The organism is Arthrobacter sp. TMN-50, from assembly GCF_054511125.1.
Window position 1 is genome coordinate 62,241 of sequence record NZ_JBTNDG010000009.1, and the last position, 20,971, is coordinate 83,211.

Here is a 20,971-nt window from a genome sequence, read left to right on the forward strand (position 1 = left end):
AAGGCGGAACCGCCCATGGCACTGCACACCATCGAAAATGCGACTGATGCCCCTACCAGCACCCGGTATCCGGCCGCTCCGCTCAACCAGTCCGACCGGACCTACGCGCTCCAGCGCTGGCGCCGGACCGCTGGAAGGATTGTCCTGTACACCGCATTGATCGCCGGGGCGGCCGTCATGCTGTTCCCCTTCGCCTGGATGATCACAAGCTCCCTGAAAACTTTCCAGGAAGTCAACCTGTCACCGCCGACGATGCTGCCGTCGGATCCGCAATGGTCCAACTACGCCGAGGCGTGGGATGGGCCGCCGTCCGGGTTCGGACGCTATTTCCTCAACAGCCTGATTGTTGCGGTGCTCGGCACCGCCTTGCAGCTCGTCACGGGGATCACGGCCGCGTATGCCTTTGCCCGGATGAAGTTCCGGTTCAATAATCTTCTCTTCCTGGTGGTACTGGCCACCATGATGATTCCTTTCGAGGCGCGAATCGTGCCCAATTATGTGCTGATCCGACAGATCCCTTTCGCGGGCGGCAATGACCTCTTCGGGGAGGGAGGGTCCGGGCTGTATGACACCTATGCCGGGATGATCCTGCCCGGCGTCGCCGGAGCGTTTGCGATCTTCCTGCTGCGACAGGCGTTTATGGCGGTGCCTCGCGATTACTGGGACGCCATCCGCATGGACGGGGCATCCCACTGGACCTTCCTGTGGCGAGTTCTTGTTCCGATGACCATGCCCGCGGTACTCACCGTGGTGCTGTTCGGGTTTATTGGACGGTGGAACGAATTGCTGTGGCCCCTGATTGCCACCCAGAGCGAATCCATCCGGCCGGTCCAGCTTGGGCTGATGGCGTTCTCCGGCGATGAAGGCTCCCTCCACCACCTGCTGATGGCGGCCACGACACTGGTCGCAATACCGGGCATCATCTTCTTCCTCTTTGTTCAACGCCGTTTCGTGGAAGGCCTCACAGCCTTCGGCGTCAAGGGCTGAAGCCAGCTGGCCCGTCCACCGACCATCCCACCCATTGCACAACAACCCCCTAACCGCACCGGAGGTGCCTGTCCCATGACTCTGCCAAAAAAAGCCGTCCTTCCCTCCTTTCTTCTCGCCAGCACGCTGGTGATCACGTCCTGCGCCGGTGGTGGCGCAGGTGCTTCGGAAAACGCTGCTGCCAGCACGGAAAGTGTTGACAGCAGCGAGCTTCCGGAGGGGGTGGAAATAGATTTCTGGCACATCCAGGCCACCATTTACGGTGAAGCGATCACCGAAATGGTTCAGGAGTTCAACGAGACGAACGAGTGGGGCATCGTGGTCAACGAGTCCTTTAAAGGCTCCTACCAGGAGCTCAACCAGGCCGTCCGCGCATCCCTGGCCGGCGGGGGCGCCCCCGATGTCACCATGGCCTACGAAAATGACACGCTCGAATACGTGGCAAACGGTGTGATCGAACCCCTCGATCCGTACATTGAAAGTACACAGTACGGCGTGCCCGACGAGGACATGGATGATCTCGTTGACGGCGTCCTGGCCCGGCAACGGGTGGACGCTTACAACGGAAGCACCTTGTCCTGGCCTCATGGCAATTCCAGCATGGGGATGTATTACAACGCCGACCTTTTCGCCGAGGCCGGAATTGAGGCACCCCCCGCCGACTGGGAGGAATTTCTGGAGCAGGCACGCCAGATGAAGGACAAAACCGGGCTGCCCTATTCCGCCATGGGCACAGGCAAGAACGGCGTGTATTACAACATGCTGCGCTCTAAAGGCATTGACCCGTACGACCCCAAAGCAGCGACCACCCAGTTCACGTCCCCCGAATCCATTGAATCCCTGGAGCTGCTTGCCCTCCTTTTCGAAGAGGAGCTCGTGTATACGGCGGCGGACACCGAGCAGGAATTCACCAACGAGCGCACCGCTTCCGAGCTGGGCACCACGGCACGGACCTCAACGAAAATCGAGCAGATTCAGGACAAGTTCCAGTGGTCTGTGGCCATGACACCGCAGGAATCGGCCAAACCCATCACTCAACTCTTCGGCGGGAATCACGTGATCCTTTCGTCCGACGATCCTGAGCAGGAACTTGCTTCGTGGCTCTTCATGCGTTGGTTTGCTGATACGGAAGCCCAGTCCATTTATGCGGCGCGCACCGGCTATTCACCGGCCGTGGAAAGCGCCCTCGACACCGACATTCTGAGCACCAACTACAAGGAAAACCCGCAGAAAGCTGAAGCTTTCGACAACGTGTTCATCAACGCCCAGATCATGCCGCCCACCGCTGCTGGCAACGCCATCGATGACATGGTCACTGGAGTGGTCGAAGAAGTGGTGCTGGGTCGGTTGACCCCGCAGGAAGCGGCGGAGCGCATGGATGGCGAAGCAACCAGCCTCCTCGAAGCCGCACCGCAGAACTGAGGATGTCACCATGCCTACATGTTCCGCGAACCTTCTACCTACCCACGTTGGGGCGATGCTTCCCGCACCATTCGAGAACCTCGCTGCAGTCGAGGTGGTGCTGTTCGACCTGGACGGCACGCTGCATGACGACCCCCGCATGACGGACCATTACGCAACGGGGTTGGAAAAGATGCTACCCAACGGGGGTGGCAACGGCTTCCGGGAAGAAATAGCTGCTGTGCTTCAACGGACCCACCCCGCCGTGACTCCAGGTTGTTTCGTCGAGCCAACCCGCGGTGTCGTCGTCCACGCCCCCCAATGGACGGCAACCACTGCCACAGACTGGGACGGTAACCCGGTGCCCCTTCCCGACGATCTGCGGGGTGGCGTGAGCCATGACGGACCGCTGCGCTATCTAGGCGATCAATGGCAAATCATCGGAGCGCTGGCAGCCCGCCGTGGAGCCGACCAGCGTCTATTGCGTGAAGCGTTTACCGGCGCCCGCCGGTTCGTCAATGCCGAGGCAACCACCCTGATCCGATCCGAACACCTGGATGATGTTCTGCAGCGCCTCGGAGATGGACGCCGACTGTTGCTGGCCACCAACACTCCTGAGGAACTCGCCGGCCCGCTGGTACAGCGACTCAACCTACGCCAGCCGTTCGAAATGGTGCGTTTTGACGCCCGCAAGCCAGCAGGATGTGCGGAACTCATCACCCACGCGAAGGACCACTGGGACACAGACCCAGGAGAGGTACTAGTGGTGGGGGACAACCTTTGGAATGACCTGTTGCCGCCCGCGGAGCGGGGCTGCCTGACCGTTCACATCGACCCGCTGAAGATTGATCCGGGCGCGCGCTGGTCCAGCGCCCGGCATGCTGATTTTTCCTCGTTCGCCACCGCACTCAAGGAGATACCCGATGGCATCTGACCACGAACCGATCCTGACCTTTTTCAATGGCACCACCACCATCGGCGGGGTTCAAGCCGCCGTCCAATTGGGCACCTCGACCCTGTTCTTCGACTTCGGGACAACCCCAAATCCCACCGGTTCCTTGTTCTCCCGCGCCTCTCCTGCACCCTCGGAGGGGAACCTCGTGGCTCAGTTGCGGGCTGGAATGGCACCCCTGGTGGAAGGACTTTACGACCCGGACCAACTTGCCCCCTTCGGAGGAAGTGTTGCGTCCGCGGTGAAACCAATGCGGACACGTGGACGGCTGTTGGAGAACGCTTCCCTCCTGCAACGGCCCGAGGCGATGGGCATTTTCGTCAGCCACAACCATAATGACCACTGCGCGCTCCTCCCGTTCGTCAACCCGGCGGTTCCCGTGTTGATGAGTTCCGATGGCGCAGCGCTGCACGCGGGCCTGACAGAGGTGGGGGTTCTGCCGGGCACTCCGGCCACGGTCCGCGGTCTGGACGAGGGTGAACACGTGCTCGTCGGTGACCTGGACCTGGAACTCGTGCACGTCGACCATGACGTCCCCGGCGCGGCCGGGTTTGTTCTGCGCGCAGGGGACCGGCGGATTGCCTGGACGGGGGACTGGCGTGGCCACGGCCACGCACCGGAACGCATGGCAGCCTTCGCAGAGCGTGCGTCCGGGGTCGACTTGCTCATCACCGAGGGCACCACCCTCAGACCCGACACCAGCCCGGTCAGGCCACTATCCGAAGCTGAGGTGTCCGAGCGGGTCGACGGAATCCTGGCGCTCACCGACGGGCTGGCGTTCGTGACCCCTTACCCCCGTAACCTGCGCCGCTTGGCCAGCCTGCGTGATGCGGCCTTCGCGAACGGGCGCACCCTGGTACTCCGCCCGGAAACTATCGCCGGCTGGCGCGCCGCGGTGCGTCACGGCCTGAGCAGTCCCCACCCCGACGACGACGGCGCCGCCGTCGCCGTCCTTGCGACAGGTGGCGACACGGACCGCGTCACCACTGGTGAGACGCAGGTAACCATCGACGACCTTCAACGGAACCGCAATAGCTTCCTCGTGGAACTGCAGGTGCCAGACCGCTGGGTGGCGCTGGCCGCTGGAGCCGGCCGGGGCGATGTGCTGATTCACTCCAATGGGGAGCCGTTGGGTGCATGGGCCCCGGAATGGACCTCGTTGCAGGCCTGGGTGGCAACTCTCGGATTGGACTTTGTCTGGCTTGACTCCGGCGGCCATGCCAGTCCCGATGACCTCGCCTGGCTCGTCGACACCGTTCGTCCGGGAGCTGTCGCGGCCGTGCACAGTTCCCACCCTGACCTCTTCCCGCGCACCTCCACACCCCTCATCCTTCCCACACGCGGGCAATCCTTCCGGCTATCCCAGCCCGGCCCCTTCGCGCGGGGCGCACGCGGCGCTGATTCAGAAAGGACGATGATCCCATGCGTTTCGTTGTAATGACCCACAACGTTTGGGCGGACACCCGCTGGCCGGAACGCGAGCCCGCGCTCCGGGCGCTGCTTCGCACACGTCGTCCCGACATCTACGCCGTCCAGGAACTTCGTCCCGCCACCCGCGCGGTGATCGACAGTGAGCTTCCCCACCACCGACGGGTCGAGGACGAAGACCGAGGGTGGAGCCACGAGAGTTCAATCTGGTGGAACGCCGGACTGTTCACCGAGGTGGAGCATGGCGCCGTGGACATCGGCATCGGGGTGGACGAGATTCACCGCGACCGAAAGCTCTTCTGGGTTCGGCTCGCAGCCCAGGACGGGACCACCTTCATAGTCAGCACGGCACACTTCTGCTTCCCCGGGACGGAACGCGAACTGACCGAGCACATCAACCCACGGATCGCCCAGTCCGAAGCTGCGGGAGCCGCAGTCGCCCTCCTGGGTGCGCACGGGGATCCGGTGCTGTTCATGGGTGATCTCAACGAGTCCTGGCACGTCACGCGGATTCTGCATGCCGCGGGCCTGCAGGATTCCTACTCTGCACTCGGAGTAACTCCAGCGCCCACCTGGCCCACGGTCCCCACCTGGCCTCAACCAACCACACCATGGGTCATCGACTTCCAGTTCCACTACGGAAACATCCGTGCGCTCAGCACCGAGGTCGTGGACTTTTTTCACGGGGACATTGCACCCTCTGACCACAAACCCGTCATTACCACCTACGGATTTGACCTCTGAGCCTGGCACGGAAGGCGTTCGCGGTTACCGCCTGAGCGCCTTCCGGGCCAGCACGTTACCAAGGAACTGCACCGCCTGGACCAGCAGGATAATCACGATCACCGCGGCCCAGGTGACCCACGGGTTGAACTGCCGATAACCGTACTGGATGGCGAAGTTACCCAACCCTCCGCCGCCCACGTACCCGGCGACTGCCGACATGTCGACCAAGGCCACAAAGATGAACGTGTACCCGAGGATCAGCGGCCCGAGGGCTTCGGGGAGGAGGATGGTCAGGATGATGCGCAGGCGTCCGGCGCCAACTGATCGTGCCGCCTCAATGACCCCGGGTTGGACAGTCAGCAGGTTCTGTTCAACGATGCGGCTGATCCCGAACGCGGCGGCCAGCGACAGCGTGAAGATGATGGCGCTGTTACCAATCCCGGTTCCGGTGACCGCCCGGGCCAGAGGCTGTGCGGCGGCGAGGAAGATGATGAAAGGGATGGGCCGGAAGATGTTGACAATGATGTTCAGGGTACTGAACACGGCGCTGTTGCCGAGTATGCTCCCGGCCCGCGTGGTGTAGAGGCCGATGCCGAGCAGGAGTCCGCCGAACCCGCCGAAGAGCAGGCTGAACCCGACAATGTAGAGGGTTTCGTAGGTGGCCTCCCACAGTTCTGGGGTAAGGGTAATGAGGGAATCCATCAGCTGAGCTCCTTCACAGTAATGCGACCGGACAGGCCGGTCAGTGCCGCGTCAACAGCGCCGTCGGGCCCGGTGAGTGCGAGGGTGAGATGGCCGAACGCCCGCCCCCGAATGTCGTTGATGCCGCCATAGATCAGCTCGAACTCGACGCCCGCCGCCGCCAATTCGAGGAAGACCGATGCCTGGGAGGAATCCCCGTCGCGGAAGGAGAAGGTGACAATCCGGCCGGTGTGCCGCTCCTGCAGAACTGCGAGTTCGTCAGCTGAGGGAATCCCCCGCACCACTGTGGAGACGAACCGTTGTGAGGAGGCTTCGCGCGGTGTGGAAAAGACGTCGAACACGTCACCCTGTTCCACGATCCGGCCACTGTCCATCACCGCCACTTTTGTGGCGAGGGTCTGGATCACGTCCATCTCGTGGGTGATCACCACGATGGTGATGCCCAATTCCTCGTTGACTCTTCGCAGCAGGCGGAGCACTTCATGAGTGGTTTCGGGGTCCAGGGCCGACGTTGCCTCATCAGCGAGCAGGATTTTCGGTGAGGTGGCCAGCGCCCGGGCGATGCCGACGCGCTGCTTCTGGCCACCGGACAGCTGTTCCGGATAATTGGAAGCCTTGTCCGCCAGCCCCACAAAGTCGAGGAGTTCAGTGACGCGCGCCCGGATCTCGTCGCGGCTCTTCCCCGCGACGCGCAGGGGGTAGGCGACGTTGTTCCACACCGTTTTGGCGTTGAACAAATTGAACTGCTGAAAGATCATTCCGATGTCAAGACGCAGCCTACGCAACTGTCTGTCCGGGACGCCGGTGACCTGTTGGCCGTCGACGATGATGGTGCCGCTGGTGGCCTTTTCGAGGGCGTTGATCAGGCGAACCAGGGTGCTTTTACCCGCACCGGAGTAGCCGATGATTCCGTAGATTTCCCCGGCCTCGATGTCGAGACTGACGTTGTCAATGGCGTGCACCGGGGCGTCGCCGCGGCGGCCCGGCGGGAAGCTTTTGGTGACGCCCTGCAATGAAATGAGAGGCATGAAATTCCTTGATGAATGACTCTGCGGCCGGCCGGGATCGCGGGCCGGCCGCAGGAGAGGGAGGACTGGCTAGCCTTGGGCGCGGGTGTCTTCCTCGACGGTGCCGAGGGTCGTCTGCAGCTCCTCAGGGGTGACCTGGAGGAACTCGGCGGTCCCACCCGAGGTCTCCTGAACGGCGTCCTGAACTTCCTGGTTTTCCTGGTAGATGCTGACCAGCTTCTGGTAGGTCTCGTTGGTTTCCTCGCCTGCGCGGGCGGCGAAGACGTTTACGTACGCGGCGGCCGCCGGATCCGCCGGATCATCCTGGGCTATGGCGTCCTCGAAGTTCAGGCCGGCATCCTGCACGAAGTCGTTGTTGATGATGGCGGCCGCGACGTCGGGCAGCGATGTGGGCGTCAATGACGCTTCAAGAGTCGTGACGGTAACCTTGGAGGCTTCTTCGTCGATATCGTCGATCGTGGAGAAGGCGCTCCCGCCGTCGTCGAGCACTACCAGTCCGGCGGACTGGAGCACCAGCAGCCCGCGGGCGAGGTTGCTTTCGTCGTTGGGGATGGCGACCGTTGAGCCTTCAGGGATCTCCTCGACCGATCCGTACTGGGTGGAGTACAGGCCCAGCGGGTAGATGGCGGTTGACCCGATCGGAGTGAGCTCTTCGCCGCTGGAGACGTTGTAACGAGCGAGATACACCAAGTGCTGGAACTGATTGAGGTCCAGTTCGCTCTCGCTCAGGGCAGGGTTGGGCTGGGTATATTCGGCAAAGTCGATGACTTCCAGGTCGATGCCTTCCTCGGCAGCGGCCTCGGTCAGCAGGCCCCACTCCGGGTCGCTGGCGCCCACGACGCCGAGTTTGATGCTTTCGCTGCCGGACTCGGAGCCCTCCGCGGAGCCGCACGCAACGGCAAAAGCGAGGAAGGGGACGACGGCGATAGACAGAAGTTTCCGGGATTTCATGATGATTTTCCTTTGAGTTAGATCCAGCCGACGGGGAACACTGGACGGGTGGCCGCTGGATCAGGAGATAAGAAGTGTTCGAAGTGCTGCGAAAACTGCAGCGACATTCGGGCGGAATTTCCTTGGGGCTACATGCTGGCTCGCTTCAGGATCGCGGGCGGTAACCACCACGATCCCTCAACGGGGTCAGTACCGGGTACGCCGTACTTGCCGTCCGGGGACTTGTTCCGGCGACCAAATCTTCACCTGGAGCACCCCGCTACGGGAGAGGGTTGCTGGTCAACCGGCCAGGGCCTTTGGTTGACACTCTTGATTCTGGAGATCACGCTAGGGCAGAAAATTTAGTGGGTCAAAACGTCGCCGTTATGGATCGTCATAAACGGCGCGGCATAGCCGTCCCGTTCATGCGGCCCCGGTGGAAGAATCGCCCTTGGGAAAGAGGAGTCGATCAGTCGGCTTCCCGACCTGTATCGCTGCGGCCGCTACTGATTGACCAAACAATGATCGCCCAGGCGCACATTGTCGGGCCGTGGTGCGAACCACGGTTCGAGGTCCTCGGCCGACATGGGACGGGTATAGAAGTAGCCTTGAGCGAGGTCGCATCCCAGCCCATTCAGTGTGTGCAACTGATCTTGTGTCTCAACGCCCTCGGCAACAGCAATCAGGCTCGTCGCATGGGCGAGCTGGATGCAGGAAGCCACAATCGCGTGGTCTTTACTGTCGGTAGTGAGTCCTGCAACGAATGACTGGTCGATTTTCAGCTCGTCGATTGGGAAAAACTTGAGATAGGTGAGGCTGGATTGGCCGGTGCCGAAGTCGTCGATTGCCAGGCGCACGCCGAGCGCATTGAGGATCTCCAGGGTCCGCAATGCGGCAACCGGGTCTTCGGTAAGCGCCGTTTCGGTGATCTCAAGGGTGAGGAGTCCCGGGTCCACGTTGTGGCGGAGGAGTGCCGCGGTGACCACTTCTTCAAGGCGCGGATCGCTAAGCTGGATGGCCGAGATATTGACTGACATACGAACCGGCGGCCGGCCCGGCGCTGACCGGTGCCACTCGGCCTGTTGCGCCACGGCTGCATCGATCACCCAGGCGCCAAGCGGCAGGATCAGACCCGACTCTTCGGCGAAGTCGATGAAAGCTGACGGTGCCAGCAGGCCCTTATCGGGGTGATCCCAGCGCACCAATGCCTCGAATCCATTCATCTGGCCGTTGCTGAGGTCAATCTGCGGCTGGTAGAAGAGGCGAAACTCTTCGTCCTCGATGGCCCGGCGCAGTTCGCTACGCCGGTTGAGCCGTCCGTCGTCGGGATCGTCATGGCCGAACTCCACTTCGCACCGGTTATGGCCACGCTTCTTTGCCTGATACAGGGCTGCGGCGGCGCGCCCGACAAGTCGGTCAGGGGTCTCGTTCCTGTTGGCCACCGCGACCCCAATACTGACCGTGATTTCAACCGTGGAGTTGCCGACAACCATCGGAGCGCTCAGGACTGAAAGTAGCTCCGTGGCCAACAATTGCGCATCTGCTGCACCAACAAAATCACTCACGACGGCGAATTCGACCCCGGACAACCGGGCGATGACCGCGGGGAGATGGACTGCGGCAGCGAGCCGCTGGGCCACTACGTTGAGTGTCTCATCTCCGGCAGCGATCCCCAGGTCCACGTTGACCGCCCTGAAGTGGTCGAGATCCAGAATAAGGATCGCTCGGTTCCGCTCGTTTGCGGTCGGCTCTGCCAGGAGAACCCGAAGCTCGGTGAGGAACCCAGCCCTATTGAGCAGGCCCGTGAGCGGGTCATGGGTCATCAGATGGTCAAAGCTTGCCTGCGCCGTTTCAGGATCAGTTGCCTGGTCAATGGCGCAGCGACGAATTTCCTCGAGTGCCTGCTCATAAGACAAAATGCTGTGATCGACCGTCGGGTCGGCATGAATTCGGGTGTCGGGCGCTTCGTTGACTGACTCATTTGGTGCTGGATCGATCATAGAGGCGATTCGCTTTCCTGGTAATACGGGCGAAATTTCATGTTCCCGCGGACCGGATAACTCGGGTCGCTGGGATGCTGAGGTTCAGGGCGATACTCACACCAGCCGCTTAGGCGGATAAGGGCGCAAGCCCATGAGCCAGTTGAGCGGAGCCAGTCAACGGCGGTGGAAGAAAACACGGCGGGCACCTAAGCATCCGATTTGCCAGATAATCGTTATTCTTCATAATTTCCGATTCCGTTTTTATTCTAACCCGCCGCCCCAATACAAAGTCGGCTTACTTCGAAGATCCTGCGGCAATCCTGCGCGACACTCACGCCGGCCCATGCCCCCCGCCGAGGCGTGAGGTACGGCGGATCCGGTCGCCGGAGAGTCGCCCGATCTGACTACTCGGCGGAGGGCGTTTGGAGGTTTAGCTTTCGTTCCAGTTCAGTGATGACCGCATCGAGCCCGAGGGCGAAGGCGGTATCCTGCCGGCGGGAGTCCGCCTGGGCCGCCAATGCCCGGGACAGGGCTGGGTGTGTGTGTGCTCGCGGTTCCCACGGCGGTTCAGGAGAGGCCGCATCAATCGCGGAGCCTAGAACTAGCAGGTCCACGAGAGACAGCGCAGCCAGGAGTAGCCCATCCTGGAATCCCGCTGATTCAAGGATTTGGGCCAAGGTTTCGTAAATTTCCAGCGTTGGCGCATCGTCGACTGATTCGCCTACCAGTGCCGGAATGACCATCGGGTGAAGTCCCATGGCGTAGCGATAGTTGACCGCCCAACGGCGGGTCTGTTCCTGCCAGCTCCCTTCGCCGCAGGGGAAGTCCCCCCGGTCATGGGCATCCTGGCTAATGAGGGCGCGAATCCCCTCAATAATCTCAGTCCTGCCTCCTTTCACGTGGTGATAGAGGGAGGAAGGACTGACACCGAGCCGTTTGGCCAGCTGCGGAATGGAGAATTCCTGTTTCTCATCGAACCGTTCCAGAGCCGCCCGAAATATTTTGTCAGCGGTAAGGATTCGGGTGCTGGGCCTGGCCATCACATTCCTTTGTGGTTTGGGTGCAGGCTAAAACACTATGACACTACGTGCCCGCTCACCCCGACGCATCGCGTCGAATGCGTCGTTAACGTCGTCCAAACCAATACGATCCGAAATCAGCTCGTCCACTGGGAGCTTTCCAGCCAGATACAGTTCGGCCATCCGAGGAAAGTCCCGCCCCGGGACAGTTGACCCATAATTGGACCCGACGATGCTTATCCCACCTTCAGCTAGGGCCAACCCATTGAAATTGACGGTCTCGCCAGCCGGAGGCAGGCCAACCAAGACAGCAGTGCCCCCACGCACGAGCAGTCCGGGCAGCGATTCGATCGTTTCTTTCCGGCCGATCGCTTCGAACGCATAGTCGGCTCCCCTGCCGGTGATCTCACGGATCGCTTGCTGGGTTGTCGCACCCGCGATGACGGTGTGGGTGGCCCCGAACCGTCTCGCTATCGCGAGTTTCTCCTCACTCAGATCGACGGCAATGATCGGGGAAGCTCCCACCAGGTTCAGTCCCATGATGATGGATAGGCCCACTCCACCGGTTCCGACGACGACGGCTGACTGACCGGGTGCCACCATCGCATCGTTGACTACTGCCCCCACCCCCGTGGATACGGAACATCCCAGCAGGGAAGCGACCTCAAAAGGGACCTCCGAAGAAATCTTTACTGCAGCAGACTCGGGTACGACTGTGTATTCGCTCATTGACCCTACTGCCAGATACGGAAACACTGGAGTACCGTTTTCCGACAGCGGAGTACTCCCGTCCGGCAACACGCATTCTTCGGAGCGACTACCGGTGCACACAAAGGCTCGCCCGGAGAGACAGGAGGTACAGCGTCGGCATGGGTAAAACCAGCTCAGCACCACATGATCTCCAACGGCTACATCTTGGACGCCCTCGCCGACAGCCTCAACAACACCCGCGCCTTCGTGGCCCATCACGGTAGGGGACGGCATCTCCCATTCGCCGTCGAGGACGTGCCTGTCCGAACCGCAGACGCCCGACGCGCCGAGCCGTACCAGCACCGTTCCGGGGCCGGGCTCTGCCACGTCAATCTGGATGATTTCCAAGGAAGATCCACTGCCGCGATGTACCGCGGCGCGAGAACTAATGCTCATCAGCGCGACTCCTTCACGGTGTTTGGTTCTACCAGGTCGTAGCCGCCGATTCCCCGCCGCTTGTAGAACACCACAGCCAAAATCCAGTACACGATCCCGCCCACGACGGCGGCGGGCAGCGAGGCGGAGATGACGTTGAAGAGGGGCTGCGTTTCGAGGGTAATAGGGTTGTAAATCCAGACGTAGAACACCGCACCCGCAATCACCGCTATCATCCCTGCCCAGTTGATGCCTCCCGGCAGGTGATAGGCACTCTTGGCGCCCGGCGCATAAAGCTCGGCCAAGTCGATGCGCTGCTTCCGCAGAATGAAATAGTCAACAATGATGGCACCGCACATCGATGCAAGGAATGCACCACTCAGTGTGACAAACAAGACGAATCGTTCGTACATAAACTGCGGGAAGAATGCCAACAACGCAGGCAATACGAAAAAGCCCGCACACAGCCATTTCCAATGCAGACCAGTCAGTAGCGGACCGCTGGACTGCCTCAGGGCGAGCACCGTTGAATAGACGATCGAGGAGATGCTGGTGATGTTGGCGAAGCAAATGAACACGAGAATAAATGCACCCAGAAGCGGACCGCCGAAGGGAATCATCCACACCGTAGGGTCTGAATCCCCCAACGTCAGTGCCGCACCCATGCCAACAATCTGCGCGAGCAGGGTGGCGATGAGCAGTCCGCCGTAGGCTGGCCAGATGGCGGCTTTCGGCGACTTCGTCATCCGGGCGAGCGAACCCATCACCGGGTACCATGAGACGCCGACCGCAACGTTGAACTCAACCGCGATCATAAAGTTCAGCTGGGGATCGTCAAATGGCGCGAGCGGTGCCGCTTCCAGCAGTGCGGCCCACGAGGTATTCAGTACCAGGAAGACCATCAACAGTGCGGTGATAATCAAAAGCCCTGGGGCAATGAACTTATTCAAACGGCCAATAGTGATGGGTCCGCGGGAAAGGATGTACCAGGCAACGGCGAGCGCGACGAGAGCGCCTAGGGTCACCATCAGACCGTACTCATCGAACTCCATACCGGTGGCTACGCTCGCTACCTGGGTCGTGGCCCGGCCCACCATGATGCCCAGCAGGGAAGACCATCCCATCTCGGTGATGAGGACAACCGTGAAGACCAGCGCCCCGACACCGGCTACTCCGAACACCGGCCGAAGTATTGTGTACTGCTCTACTCCGTATCGCTGGCTGGCCACGGTGCTTGCGAGAACCATGAAACATAGCCCAATCGCGTTACCGATGATCATTGCAGCAATACCCTGTTGGAAGCCCACGAAGGACGCGGTTGCACCGCCAACCAGGAACGCCCACGTTGCAATAGCGAGCGCCACATTCACCCAGCTAAAGTCCAGGGCGGTCCATACTCGTTCGGATCTCAGCAGGGGAAGGGAGCCGAAGGTATTGGCGTTCTCCACTTCTTCGGCAGCAGTGCTCTTCGACCCGTTCACAGGACCATCACCAGCGCTCCGAGCAGGCTGATCAGGATAGTGGTGCCCACATACACGGCCAGATCCTTGCGGCTGAGCGCCCGTCGCGCCGGGTCAGCGGCTTCGACAGTGCGGATTTCCTCGATGCGACGGTGCAGTTCCGGCTGCACCCCGGCGGAATCTCTGACCACAACGGCCTCCCAATCAACTAATCGAATATCTTTCGGTTTCCAGGTTCATGAGAGACCCTAAGCTGGGACGGTGTCAATAGACTTGGTGAAAGCTATTCAAGTGTGAAGGAGATACCGTGGCTCGGATCGGCGTCTGGCAGGCTACCGGAAAGGTAGCCGAGACTGAAGAGAATCTGGCGCGGTTGGATCGGATGGCAGCTCACGCGGCCCACCAGGAAATCGACGTCGTGGTCACGCCGGAGTTGTTCGCCACCGGTTATGCGCCGACGCGGATGGACACCTCCGGCGGCAGGGCGATCCGCGAGCAGTTGGGCATCATGGCCCGTCGTCATCACATTGCAATCGTCGGGTCCAGCGTTGATGGTGAGGAGGGGCAGCGTTACATCAGCGCCTCGTTTTTCGACCACGAAGGTTCCGAGCTGACGCGGTATCGGAAATCTCACTTATTCGGGCCGGCGGAGAAGTCAGTTTTCCGCCCTGGTGCTGAATCTTCGCGGGTGTTCGAATATGCCGGCCTGCGATTGGCGCTGGGAATCTGCTACGACGTCGAATTCCCGGAATTTGTCAGGGCCGCGGCAAAAGACGGCACTGACGCACTCCTCGTCCCCACGGCGGTGCCGTTTACGGGCGACGTCGACGGCTTACCGGCAGACCGGACGTATAACGCGGAACGTATTTCCACCATCATGATTCCTTCCCGCGCGCTGGAGAACGGCATTTATGTGGCGTATGCCAATCACACTCCGCCCCATTTCACTGGTCTGAGCTGCATCGCCGGGCCCCACGGGAGCATGCTGGCGGAGGCGGGCCATGACGAAGTGTTAATCGTGGCCGAGGTTGAGGCGGCGGAGGTGCGCCGTGCCCGCCGCATCAACACGTACCTCGACGATGTTCGGGACAGTTACCCCGTCGAGGTCTCGCACACGCGGTCAATCCCCGCCGCCGAGGTGTGAGCTCGGCGGGTCGGTGCCCTCGTGAGTCCCCCATCTGACTGTTCGGTGGAAGGGGCTAGGCCTTCGCCTTGGCGGCAGCTTTCGCTGCCCGTTTCGTCTCGCGCACCTTCGTTAGGGATTCCGGATCCACGATGTCTGCGACGGATCGGAAGCTGCCCTTTTCGCCGTAGGCGCCAGCGCTCTCCCGCCAGCCGTCGCCGTCGTACCCGTACTGCTTGCCCAACAGCGCGAGGAAGATCCTGGCTTTCTGCTCCCCGAACCCGGGGAGCGCCTTCAGCCGCTTGAACACTTCGGCACCGTTGGGTTTGTCCCGGGTCCAAATTTGGGATGCGTCGCCGTCCCAGTCCTCAAGCAGGGTGGCACAAAGGGTCTGAATCCGCGACGCCATGCTTCCCGGGTAGCGGTGCACGGCGGGCGGGGTGCGGCACAGTTCAGCAAACTCGCCGGGGTCCTTGTGCGCGATCGTCGCAGCATCAAACGCCCCGAGCCGTTCCCTGATCTTCGCGGGTCCAATGAACGCAGTTTCCATAGCCACCTGCTGGTCCAGCAGCATCCCGATCAGCAGGGCGAGGGGCTCCTCGGACAGGAGTTGGTCGGCAGCGGCGTCGTCGGTGATGTTCAGGTGCGCAGTCATAACCCCGAGTTTAACGCGAGAACCCCCGGCAGGAGTAGCTACTGCCGGGGGTTCACCAATGCCAAACGCTAGTTCAGCGTTGAAGTGTCAATCACGAATCGGTAGCGGACGTCCGAAGCGAGGACGCGCTCGTAAGCCTCGTTGATCTTGTCGGCGGAGATAACCTCAACCTCAGCGCCCAAGTGGTGCTCGGCGCAGAAATCCAGCATTTCCTGAGTCTGACGGATGCCGCCGATGAGGGACCCGGCGAACGACCGGCGCCCACCAATGAGTGCAAAGGCATTGACCGGCAGCGGCTCGGCTGGCGCGCCGACGTTGACCAGCGCCCCGTCGAGGGACAGCAGTCCGAGGTAGTCGCTGATGGGGATGGAGGCACTGACCGTGTTGATAATCAGGTCAAACGAGCCTGCGAGTTCGGAGAAGGTGTTCTCGTCGCTGGTGGCGTAGTAGTGCTCGGCACCGAGGCGCAGACCGTCTTCCTGCTTCTTCAGGGACTGCGAAAGGACGGTGACTTCGGCGCCCATCGCTGCGGCCAGTTTCACGGCCATGTGTCCGAGCCCACCGAGTCCGACTACGCCGACCTTCTTGCCCGGTCCGGCACCCCAATGCTTCAGGGGGGAGAACGTGGTGATGCCGGCGCAGAGCAGTGGCGCTGCGACGTCGAGCTCGATGCCCTCGGGGATCCGGAGGACGAAGTCCTCCGTGACAACAACGTGGGTGGCATAGCCGCCCTGGGTGATGGAACCGTCGCGATCCTTGGCACCGTAGGTGCCGGTGTTGCCCTTGAGGCAATACTGCTCCTCACCGGCTTCACAGTTCTTGCATTCGCCGCAGGAGTTGACCATGCAGCCAACGCCCACGCGGTCGCCGACCGAATGCTTGGTGACGTTGGAGCCGACCTCGGTGACGATGCCAGCGATTTCGTGGCCTGGGGCCAGCGGGTAGGACTGGGGCCCCCAGTCGCCGCGGACGGTATGGATGTCGGAGTGGCAGATTCCTGCGAACTTGATGTCGATCAGCACATCATCGGGGCCGACATCGCGACGCTCGATGGTGGTGGCAATGAGGTCCTCGGACGCGGATGGCGCTGCGTAGGCGTTGACGGTAGTAGGCATAGATAAGCTCCTGCAGATTAGGTTGCTGGAAAATTTTGGTTCCCCTGATCCAACGTCAGCGGACGACGACGTATTCCTCACCAGGAGTGAAACATTGTCAGGGCAACCGTGACGGGCGCCGGACCGTGGCCTCACCGGCACGGTCCGGTTCCAGGGGAACGGAGCTGATCAGCACCGCCGGACCGCGGTGCAACGCACCATCCGACAATGGCTGACAGCGCACTCCGCCTCGGCCGCGCATCGCCGCGTGGGCTCCTTGGGCGAGCATGCGGTCCATCCAAACGCAGGGATGTGCGGGCCGTCCGGCTTTCAACCGCACGACGTCGCCGCGGGATTCCAGCTCAAACTCAAGCCCCAGCAGCGGATGCAACTGGGCACCCCGAAGAATCACGTTCCGTCGGGTCAGCAGCGGGTCGAAGGGTGCCACAGCCAGGTCGGCTGCTATGTCCTCGAGCGCTTCCACGGCCATCAGGGTCACTGCGGCATCCATGTGTGCGGCCTTACCGAAGAACCGGTCCCCCACGATTCCCTTCCCGGCCACCAGTTCCACCCGGCCGGCGTCGGTCGTGGGCACGTCAGCGGCACCGTCACGGGCACGGCCGAAATACGCGTGCGCCGGCGATACGAGCAGGTGCAGCACCTCGACGTCGTACCGATAACTCTCAGTCATCGCCCAAGATTACCTGCCGCTGATACGAACGATCAGCCGTCCGGCCGTGAACCCGGTACGGTGAACCGCTTCGGCAGCTTGAGACAGCGATCGGCCATAATCGCGCGGAGTCGGTCCGGGCGGTCGGTAATCAGCCCGTCAATGTCGAGGTCCATAAGGTAGCTCGGAAGCAAGCGCCACGAGATCGCCGCCATAATCGTCAGTGTCCAGACCACCGAGCCAAGGGGACGTTCCCGGCTGCCCCCCCTGCATATCCATCAATCAAGGAGCGGGCATGCAGTCCGTCAGCGATCGGCAACCAATAAGACTTCATCCCCGTCACACTGTTCCCATACCGTCAATCTTGGATGAAGGGGCGTTGAGAACAACCAGCGATTGGCGGCCGCATCGGATCGTGGTGGGGGTAAATGGTTCGCCGGAATCGATTGAAGCCTTGCTCTATGCACAACAGATTGCAGCCGCACGAAGCATACATGTTGATGCCGTGACTGCTTGGACTACGGATACCCCGATGTTGGATTACGGTGACCCCGGAGGAGACCCGGAGGAGGAGGCGCGAACAGCCCTCCGTTTGGCTGCCGCCTCCGCCTTTGGCGAGATACTGCCTGCACACCTTCATCTGATTGTGAAGGAAGGTGAGGCCACCGACGTGCTTATTGCCGAAAGCAGCCAGGCCGACCTCCTGATTATTGGCTGCCGGGGGCGACGGCGCATGTCGCGAACATTGTTCGGATCGGTCAGCGTCGAATGTGCTGAACGTGCGCACTGTCCTGTTCTTGTCAGGCACTGACCTAACAAATGAAGGCCAACTGGGCGAATCACCGATGGAGGGAATATTGAATGATAGAATGATGAAACAATCATTTAGTTAACTGGAGGGTACATATGGAAAACGTCGTGGATTTTCGGGCACCGCTCTATGAGGTGAAAGCAAACCTGTTCAAGGGGCTGGCGCATCCCGTGCGCATCCGGGTGCTTGAACTTCTATCGGCCACCCCCGAGGTGTCGGTCTCTGACATGCTGGCAGCTACGGGGATGGAAGCATCCCACCTGTCTCAGCATCTGGCGGTGCTGCGTCGGTATCATCTGGTGACGGGTGAACGCCGTGCTTTGCAGATGTTTTATTCGTTGGCTAACCCGCAGGTCGCTGAATTGCTCTCCGTCGCCAGATTGCTGATCAACGATATGTTAAGCACTACTTATGGTCACCTTGAGCAGTCCGAGGTTGAACTCGCCGGCATCGGTACTGATTCCGCGAAAAGCGCACGGTGATTACCGCAGGAGCAGTTCGCTCTCTACTGCCCTCATGGCGAGATTACGCTGAGGTTCCTCGCAGCTGGAAAGGGGACCTAATCGCTGGCCTCACGGTTGGCATTGTCGCGCTGCCCCTTGCCTTAGCTTTCGGTGTCAGTTCCGGCGCCGGAGCAGCCAGCGGACTGATCACCGCCATCGTGGCCGGTGTTATCGCAGCCGTTTTCGGCGGATCTAACATTCAGGTCTCAGGACCGACCGGTGCGATGGTCGTGGTTCTGGGACCAGTCATTGCGACCCAAGGTATTGGCGCGCTAGCCGCCGTCTCTGTCCTCGCCGGCATCTTGGTCATTATCGCGGGAATCCTGAAGTTCGGCAGGATCGTCGGGTTGTTGCCGTGGCCCGTTATTGAAGGCTTCACCTTGGGCATCGCGGTTATCATTTTCCTGCAGCAGATTCCTGCAGCCTTTGGCGTGCTGGCTGGAGCGAGCACCAACTCGGCAATGTCGGCAGTCCAGAGTTTGGTCACGGCATCCTTATCTTCCTTGCTCGCTCCGATTGGCCTCGTGGTGCTCGTCGCCGTCATCATGATTGCGTCGCCGAAGATCCACCCGAAGCTCCCCGGGTCACTGATCGCGATTGTCATTGCGAGTCTCACAGCTTATTTACTGGACCTTCCGGTGGCTCGCATCGGGGCGTTGCCGGATTCGTTGCCCGCCCCGGTCTTACCATCGTTTGACTGGCCCACCATCGTCGCCCTGGCAGGGCCCGCCGCCACGATCGCCGCACTCGCAGCGATCGAGTCATTGCTTTCAGTCCGCGTCGCAGCATCAATCTCGAATACGGGGCCCTACGATGCGGACCGTGAGCTGATCGGCCAGGGATTAGCCTCAGTGGGTTCGGGGTTCTTTGGCGGCATGCCCGCCACCGGTGCTATCGCCCGGACTGCGGTCAATATTCGATCCGGTGGCCGAACACGCTTGGCAGCCATCATTCATGCCCTTGTTCTGATCGGCGTCGTCTATCTAGCAACTGGACCGGTATCGCAGATTCCGCTTGCGGCCCTCGCTGGCGTACTGATGGTCACCGCCACTCGCATGGTATCCGTAGCCACGGTGCGCAGCGTGGTCGGTTCTACGCGGGCCGATACCGTTGTCTTTATCATCACAGCCCTCGTGACGGTCTCGGTCGATCTCATTTACGCAGTTCTGGTGGGTATCGCTACTGCGTCGTTCTTCGCACTCCGCGCACTTGCCAAATCTGGCGGAGTCCATCGGGAGGAAATCCCCGGACCAATCCATGCCGGCGATGAGTTCATCGCAGTTTTCCGCCTCGACGGAGCCTTGTTCTTCGCCGCCGCGGAACAAGTGTTGGACCGCGTGAACGCCATCCAGAACGTCCACGTTGTCATTCTTCGCATGTCTCAAATCCGGGAACTCGACGCGACCGGCGCACGCGTCATCACCGACATAGTCACTGCACTCGAACGCCGTGGAATCACGGTTCTGATCAAGGGAATCCAGGAACGGCACCTAGCATTGGCAACCCACGTCGGTGTCCTTCAGTCCCTGAGGCACCATAAGCACCTGTTCGCGGATCTACCTTCGGCAGTGGAGCATGCACGCAGCCATGTGGCACGCGAAGGCGCCGCCGGTCAGCAACCTAAGCCCGCTCCCAGAAAGTCCAAGGATAACGTCTGAGACCGTCGTGCAACGACAGTAACCGACCTCCGCGAAGCGGAACAAATCCGAAAAAATGCTTCAGGAACAGGACACCGCTATGAGCGTTGACGGCAGGGCACTTCCAGCCTGGAAATACATGGAGAAAGATCGCGTTGATTACCCCGTAGACTCTGCAGGCTGGGATCGTTGGTACGCGGATCCGTCCTACGGATGGACACCCGCTAGCGCAGCTGTCCGAGAGGAACTGGGCCGGGTGCCATCAGGGCGTGCGTTGGACCTTGGAGTCGGAGACGGGCGCCACGCCGTGTGGCTTGCTGGACGCGGCTGGCAGGTAGACGCCGTCGACTTCTCCCCCGAGGCGATAAGGATCGGTCGGGAGCAGTGTGGCTCACCTCCGCCATCTTGGAAATGCTCCACTTCGAGACAGACCAGGCCGACGCACGGCTAGCCCAAGCCCTGGCAACAGCAATGGCGTCCGGGATTCACCCCTCGGTCGCCGCTGAGGCGGCGAACATCAGCGTCAGCGAGCTGTTCGATACCCTCAGGCGGTGCGGAACCATGCCGTTGCTCTAACCCACCGACAAGTAGCACCCGCCTTCGCGTGTCGCGCTAGAATTTTCGTCCCTGTCTACCCCTACTGATGCACCGGGGATTGATGCACCGAGGGAGGATTTGCCCGCGAACCATGGGGAAGCAGAACGTTTTCCCACGCAATTACATATCCAACGCCCACTA

22 protein-coding genes and 1 riboswitch are annotated in these 20,971 nt (G+C 61.2%); of the genes, 11 read left to right on the forward strand and 11 right to left on the reverse strand.

Annotation, left to right across the window (positions count from 1 at the left end; translation table 11 throughout):
- Positions 1 to 15: 15 nt before the first annotated feature.
- The 5 genes from ACX80A_RS11485 to ACX80A_RS11505 all read left to right on the forward strand — a co-directional run bounded on the left by ACX80A_RS11485 (position 16) and on the right by ACX80A_RS11505 (position 5,512).
- Entirely contained in the window at positions 16 to 987 is a 972-nt protein-coding gene (locus ACX80A_RS11485; RefSeq protein ID WP_459259843.1) for a carbohydrate ABC transporter permease, read from the forward strand.
- Positions 988 to 1,062: 75 nt separating this feature from the next.
- Positions 1,063 to 2,409: an extracellular solute-binding protein gene (locus ACX80A_RS11490; protein ID WP_459259845.1), complete on the forward strand. Its 1,347-nt coding sequence runs from the start codon at positions 1,063 to 1,065 to the stop codon at positions 2,407 to 2,409.
- A 10-nt stretch (positions 2,410 to 2,419) separates the two neighbouring features.
- Entirely contained in the window at positions 2,420 to 3,322 is a 903-nt protein-coding gene (locus ACX80A_RS11495; protein WP_459259846.1) for an HAD family hydrolase, read from the forward strand.
- On the forward strand, positions 3,312 to 4,778 hold the full coding sequence (locus tag ACX80A_RS11500; RefSeq protein ID WP_459259847.1) for an MBL fold metallo-hydrolase: 1,467 nt from the start codon (positions 3,312 to 3,314) through the stop codon (positions 4,776 to 4,778). The genes ACX80A_RS11495 and ACX80A_RS11500 overlap by 11 nt, the downstream gene beginning before the upstream one ends.
- Positions 4,763 to 5,512: an endonuclease/exonuclease/phosphatase family protein gene (locus ACX80A_RS11505; RefSeq protein ID WP_459259848.1), complete on the forward strand. Its 750-nt coding sequence runs from the start codon at positions 4,763 to 4,765 to the stop codon at positions 5,510 to 5,512. Before ACX80A_RS11500 ends, ACX80A_RS11505 begins: the two co-directional genes overlap by 16 nt.
- A 24-nt stretch (positions 5,513 to 5,536) precedes the next feature.
- Here ACX80A_RS11505 and ACX80A_RS11510 read toward each other — a convergent pair whose 3' ends face one another.
- From ACX80A_RS11510 to ACX80A_RS11545, 8 genes are all read right to left on the reverse strand, one after another.
- Entirely contained in the window at positions 5,537 to 6,196 is a 660-nt protein-coding gene (locus ACX80A_RS11510; protein WP_459259849.1) for a methionine ABC transporter permease, read from the reverse strand.
- Positions 6,196 to 7,224, reverse strand: a complete 1,029-nt coding sequence (locus tag ACX80A_RS11515; RefSeq protein WP_459259850.1) for a methionine ABC transporter ATP-binding protein — start codon at positions 7,222 to 7,224, stop codon at positions 6,196 to 6,198. Before ACX80A_RS11515 ends, ACX80A_RS11510 begins: the two co-directional genes overlap by 1 nt.
- 69 nt (positions 7,225 to 7,293) lie before the next feature.
- Positions 7,294 to 8,175 (reverse strand): MetQ/NlpA family ABC transporter substrate-binding protein, encoded by an 882-nt coding sequence (locus ACX80A_RS11520; RefSeq protein ID WP_459259852.1) that lies wholly within the window; start codon positions 8,173 to 8,175, stop codon positions 7,294 to 7,296.
- Positions 8,176 to 8,373: 198 nt separating this feature from the next.
- Positions 8,374 to 8,490: riboswitch (SAM riboswitch) on the reverse strand.
- Positions 8,491 to 8,657: 167 nt separating this feature from the next.
- Positions 8,658 to 10,154 carry a putative bifunctional diguanylate cyclase/phosphodiesterase gene (locus ACX80A_RS11525; protein WP_459259853.1) on the reverse strand — a complete coding sequence of 499 codons (1,497 nt, stop codon included), beginning with the start codon at positions 10,152 to 10,154 and terminating at the stop codon, positions 8,658 to 8,660.
- A 386-nt stretch (positions 10,155 to 10,540) separates the two neighbouring features.
- Positions 10,541 to 11,176, reverse strand: a complete 636-nt coding sequence (locus ACX80A_RS11530) for a TetR/AcrR family transcriptional regulator C-terminal domain-containing protein (protein WP_459259854.1) — start codon at positions 11,174 to 11,176, stop codon at positions 10,541 to 10,543.
- A gap of 27 nt (positions 11,177 to 11,203) precedes the next feature.
- Positions 11,204 to 12,301 (reverse strand): alcohol dehydrogenase catalytic domain-containing protein, encoded by a 1,098-nt coding sequence (locus ACX80A_RS11535; RefSeq protein WP_459259855.1) that lies wholly within the window; start codon positions 12,299 to 12,301, stop codon positions 11,204 to 11,206.
- Positions 12,301 to 13,761: a purine-cytosine permease family protein gene (locus ACX80A_RS11540; RefSeq protein ID WP_459259856.1), complete on the reverse strand. Its 1,461-nt coding sequence runs from the start codon at positions 13,759 to 13,761 to the stop codon at positions 12,301 to 12,303. The genes ACX80A_RS11535 and ACX80A_RS11540 overlap by 1 nt, the downstream gene beginning before the upstream one ends.
- Complete coding sequence (locus ACX80A_RS11545) at positions 13,758 to 13,931, reverse strand: hypothetical protein (RefSeq protein ID WP_459259857.1); 174 nt, start codon at positions 13,929 to 13,931, stop codon at positions 13,758 to 13,760. Before ACX80A_RS11545 ends, ACX80A_RS11540 begins: the two co-directional genes overlap by 4 nt.
- A 116-nt stretch (positions 13,932 to 14,047) precedes the next feature.
- On the opposite strand from ACX80A_RS11545, the gene ACX80A_RS11550 reads away from it, so the two are divergent.
- The gene (locus ACX80A_RS11550) at positions 14,048 to 14,884 is read left to right on the forward strand and encodes a nitrilase-related carbon-nitrogen hydrolase (RefSeq protein ID WP_459259858.1); all 837 of its coding nucleotides are present in this window, start codon (positions 14,048 to 14,050) and stop codon (positions 14,882 to 14,884) included.
- Between the two features lie 55 nt (positions 14,885 to 14,939).
- Here ACX80A_RS11550 and ACX80A_RS11555 read toward each other — a convergent pair whose 3' ends face one another.
- The 3 genes from ACX80A_RS11555 to ACX80A_RS11565 form a co-directional block, all read right to left on the reverse strand.
- The gene (locus tag ACX80A_RS11555; protein WP_459259859.1) at positions 14,940 to 15,518 is read right to left on the reverse strand and encodes an HhH-GPD-type base excision DNA repair protein; all 579 of its coding nucleotides are present in this window, start codon (positions 15,516 to 15,518) and stop codon (positions 14,940 to 14,942) included.
- 68 nt (positions 15,519 to 15,586) lie between these two features.
- The gene (locus ACX80A_RS11560) at positions 15,587 to 16,633 is read right to left on the reverse strand and encodes an NAD(P)-dependent alcohol dehydrogenase (protein WP_459259860.1); all 1,047 of its coding nucleotides are present in this window, start codon (positions 16,631 to 16,633) and stop codon (positions 15,587 to 15,589) included.
- A gap of 97 nt (positions 16,634 to 16,730) precedes the next feature.
- The gene (locus ACX80A_RS11565) at positions 16,731 to 17,303 is read right to left on the reverse strand and encodes a molybdenum cofactor biosysynthesis protein (RefSeq protein WP_459259861.1); all 573 of its coding nucleotides are present in this window, start codon (positions 17,301 to 17,303) and stop codon (positions 16,731 to 16,733) included.
- A gap of 274 nt (positions 17,304 to 17,577) precedes the next feature.
- Here ACX80A_RS11565 and ACX80A_RS11570 point away from each other — a divergent pair, with 274 nt between their 5' ends.
- From ACX80A_RS11570 to ACX80A_RS11590, 5 genes are all read left to right on the forward strand, one after another.
- Complete coding sequence (locus ACX80A_RS11570) at positions 17,578 to 18,093, forward strand: universal stress protein (RefSeq protein ID WP_459259862.1); 516 nt, start codon at positions 17,578 to 17,580, stop codon at positions 18,091 to 18,093.
- 95 nt (positions 18,094 to 18,188) lie between these two features.
- Positions 18,189 to 18,575: an ArsR/SmtB family transcription factor gene (locus ACX80A_RS11575; RefSeq protein WP_459259863.1), complete on the forward strand. Its 387-nt coding sequence runs from the start codon at positions 18,189 to 18,191 to the stop codon at positions 18,573 to 18,575.
- A complete protein-coding gene (locus ACX80A_RS11580) occupies positions 18,572 to 20,254 on the forward strand; it encodes a SulP family inorganic anion transporter (protein ID WP_459259864.1) in 1,683 nt (560 codons plus the stop codon). The genes ACX80A_RS11575 and ACX80A_RS11580 overlap by 4 nt, the downstream gene beginning before the upstream one ends.
- A 118-nt stretch (positions 20,255 to 20,372) precedes the next feature.
- Complete coding sequence (locus tag ACX80A_RS11585) at positions 20,373 to 20,684, forward strand: class I SAM-dependent methyltransferase (protein WP_459259891.1); 312 nt, start codon at positions 20,373 to 20,375, stop codon at positions 20,682 to 20,684.
- Positions 20,618 to 20,809 carry a hypothetical protein gene (locus ACX80A_RS11590; RefSeq protein ID WP_459259893.1) on the forward strand — a complete coding sequence of 64 codons (192 nt, stop codon included), beginning with the start codon at positions 20,618 to 20,620 and terminating at the stop codon, positions 20,807 to 20,809. The genes ACX80A_RS11585 and ACX80A_RS11590 overlap by 67 nt, the downstream gene beginning before the upstream one ends.
- Positions 20,810 to 20,971 lie beyond the last annotated feature (162 nt).

Bases quoted from the DNA above. Each gene is read 5' to 3' on its own strand.
- ACX80A_RS11485 (WP_459259843.1), top strand. From the start codon at position 16: ATGGCACTGCACACCATCGAAAATGCGACTGATGCCCCTACCAGCACC.
- ACX80A_RS11490 (WP_459259845.1), top strand. From the start codon at position 1,063: ATGACTCTGCCAAAAAAAGCCGTCCTTCCCTCCTTTCTTCTCGCCAGC.
- ACX80A_RS11495 (WP_459259846.1), top strand. From the start codon at position 2,420: ATGCCTACATGTTCCGCGAACCTTCTACCTACCCACGTTGGGGCGATG.
- ACX80A_RS11500 (WP_459259847.1), top strand. From the start codon at position 3,312: ATGGCATCTGACCACGAACCGATCCTGACCTTTTTCAATGGCACCACC.
- ACX80A_RS11505 (WP_459259848.1), top strand. From the start codon at position 4,763: ATGCGTTTCGTTGTAATGACCCACAACGTTTGGGCGGACACCCGCTGG.
- ACX80A_RS11510 (WP_459259849.1), bottom strand. From the start codon at position 6,196: ATGGATTCCCTCATTACCCTTACCCCAGAACTGTGGGAGGCCACCTAC.
- ACX80A_RS11515 (WP_459259850.1), bottom strand. From the start codon at position 7,224: ATGCCTCTCATTTCATTGCAGGGCGTCACCAAAAGCTTCCCGCCGGGC.
- ACX80A_RS11520 (WP_459259852.1), bottom strand. From the start codon at position 8,175: ATGAAATCCCGGAAACTTCTGTCTATCGCCGTCGTCCCCTTCCTCGCT.
- ACX80A_RS11525 (WP_459259853.1), bottom strand. From the start codon at position 10,154: ATGATCGATCCAGCACCAAATGAGTCAGTCAACGAAGCGCCCGACACC.
- ACX80A_RS11530 (WP_459259854.1), bottom strand. From the start codon at position 11,176: ATGGCCAGGCCCAGCACCCGAATCCTTACCGCTGACAAAATATTTCGG.
- ACX80A_RS11535 (WP_459259855.1), bottom strand. From the start codon at position 12,301: ATGAGCATTAGTTCTCGCGCCGCGGTACATCGCGGCAGTGGATCTTCC.
- ACX80A_RS11555 (WP_459259859.1), bottom strand. From the start codon at position 15,518: ATGACTGCGCACCTGAACATCACCGACGACGCCGCTGCCGACCAACTC.
- ACX80A_RS11560 (WP_459259860.1), bottom strand. From the start codon at position 16,633: ATGCCTACTACCGTCAACGCCTACGCAGCGCCATCCGCGTCCGAGGAC.
- ACX80A_RS11565 (WP_459259861.1), bottom strand. From the start codon at position 17,303: ATGACTGAGAGTTATCGGTACGACGTCGAGGTGCTGCACCTGCTCGTA.
- ACX80A_RS11570 (WP_459259862.1), top strand. From the start codon at position 17,578: ATGCAGTCCGTCAGCGATCGGCAACCAATAAGACTTCATCCCCGTCAC.
- ACX80A_RS11575 (WP_459259863.1), top strand. From the start codon at position 18,189: ATGGAAAACGTCGTGGATTTTCGGGCACCGCTCTATGAGGTGAAAGCA.
- ACX80A_RS11585 (WP_459259891.1), top strand. From the start codon at position 20,373: ATGGAGAAAGATCGCGTTGATTACCCCGTAGACTCTGCAGGCTGGGAT.